The organism is Marinomonas algarum (genome assembly GCF_020532605.1).
GTDB lineage: Bacteria > Pseudomonadota > Gammaproteobacteria > Pseudomonadales > Marinomonadaceae > Marinomonas > Marinomonas algarum.
The window spans coordinates 1-1946 of record NZ_JAJATW010000057.1; the positions used below are offsets into that span (position 1 = coordinate 1).

Below are 1946 nucleotides of genomic sequence, written 5' to 3' on the forward strand. Positions count from 1 at the left end.
AACTGGCAGCCAATAGGTGATGTGGAATTAAATCCAGAGCAACACAAAGACGCTGCTTAATTATTTTAGGCGACAACTACCTTGAAAGACGCCGAAAGTATGAAAGTTCATAAATTAATTAGTAGTTTTATGCACACACTGGATAAAACGACATCAACATTTGAGTTGGACATATGACATTACTTTTAACTTCGTTTGCGCGGAATACCAACTCAAAATTAAGAAAATAAAGCGACAACTGCATTCAAGAAAGCATACTTATGATGTGGGTCATATGTCACGCTAATTTATAATTTCCAGTAATGTTATTACTGGAAATTATAAATTAGCACTCACTGTAAAACCGTCCACACTCTGAACTTAAATCCACCGGATAGAATCACCTCAATTTTATTCAATACTTAGTACTGATGATACCAGTGAAAAAAACGGGGCGAAACAGAGGTCTTAGCATCCAGTGCATAGCTTAGTTATGTTTTGTTTACTGTTAATTCGAGCGAACATTCACTCCACCATACTCGTATGAGCACAACCTCTTTAGTCTGCCCGAAACGACGCATAATTAATTCATGAATATGATTTGTGTTGAATTCAGGAAGAACTCGGTCAGCATCAGAGTGGATTTGAAGCATCTCAAAGTGCTTCAAAATAGCAGCAACGAAATCATCACCGATATATGGAGTATTTTGCTCTCGAACAACCGCGAATTCAACTCTGAAATGCACCACTCTCTAAATTAAGCAGAGAGTCGTAGCTCATCAAATACGACCGCTGGCTGCCTATAGCCTAAGCACTTTCTTGGCCTCAGATTGAGCGATCTTTCTACTCGTGCTATTTCTTCATCTGAAACCGTTCTAAGGTCTGTGCCTTTCGGTATGTATTGCCTCAGCAGACCATTAAAGTTTTCGTTTAAACCCCGCTCCCAAGAAGCATAAGGGTTAGCAAAATAAACGTCGGCTTTTAGTTTGTGAGCAACGCTTTCGTGAGCACAAAACTCTGTACCGTTGTCGGCCGTGATCGTATGGACATGCCGACGGTAGCACCACAACATACTGCCTATTGTAAGGATGTGGTTGGTTAGGCGCTTACGGAGTGGTCGAAGGAGCGGATGACTTCTAGGTTGAATTTCGGGCTGATCCACATGGCGTAAGCGTAAACCAATTCTTTGCAGACCCAAGTGCCACCACTTCTACTCTGATTTTTATTTACTGCTATATTCCTCAGATCTGAGGAGTTTTCAACTTCAGTAATTAATTCTTGCGTGGTTTCTAATCGTAAAAAGTTAGCTGGCTGATGCTTCTTGCTTGCGCCAGAGACTTCATGAAGGTCATTAAGGCAATACAGTCCGTCGAGTGTACGGATGTCTTTTGAAGAAATAATTAAATGAGCTATCTATGGCCTCCTACGGTCTAAGTTAGACCACCTCGTGAGGTTGCAATCTCAATAAGGTGGTGGATCTAAATTCAGGTTGCAACAACCGCCCGTAGGAACGGCCTAACCGAAGTTAGCCCAAACAATGACCCACCATAACATGCGGACTCCAGCCACAAAAAACACGCGGTGCGTGTTTTAGGCCGCTACGGTTCAAACGGGGTTGCAATCCCGACACTGGATTTTGCCAGTGCAGGGAAATAGCAGTATTACAACGAATGCATTTCAAGCATTAAGCCTATTAAATTAATTAGTGCTATATTAACGCGATTAACTTTAACCAAACTATTGAACAGAAAAGGTATGTAAAATATGAGTTTAAAGGGCGGAGAATGGTGGGTATGCTGCTCTTTTATCATCATTATCAGCTATACCCTAGGAACACTAAGGAACATACGAACAAGTAAGACAATTTTTAGCTGACTTTCAGCTTGTGACAGTATTTCCTCAGAAGCGACATTTAATCACCACTTAACCCACTTGTAAGGTACTTCAAGCACCTTACAACCGTTATT

General features: G+C 41.2%; 1 protein-coding gene and 1 pseudogene. Both read right to left on the reverse strand.

The window, feature by feature from the left end:
* Positions 1–736: 736 nt before the first annotated feature.
* Positions 737–1054 (reverse strand): annotated as a pseudogene (locus LG368_RS15215) (IS30 family transposase); the annotation flags it as partial.
* A gap of 23 nt (positions 1055–1077) precedes the next feature.
* Positions 1078–1392, reverse strand: coding sequence for a KilA-N domain-containing protein (locus tag LG368_RS15220; protein WP_338086340.1), 315 nt, complete (start codon positions 1390–1392; stop codon positions 1078–1080).
* Between the last annotated feature and the right edge of the window lie 554 nt (positions 1393–1946).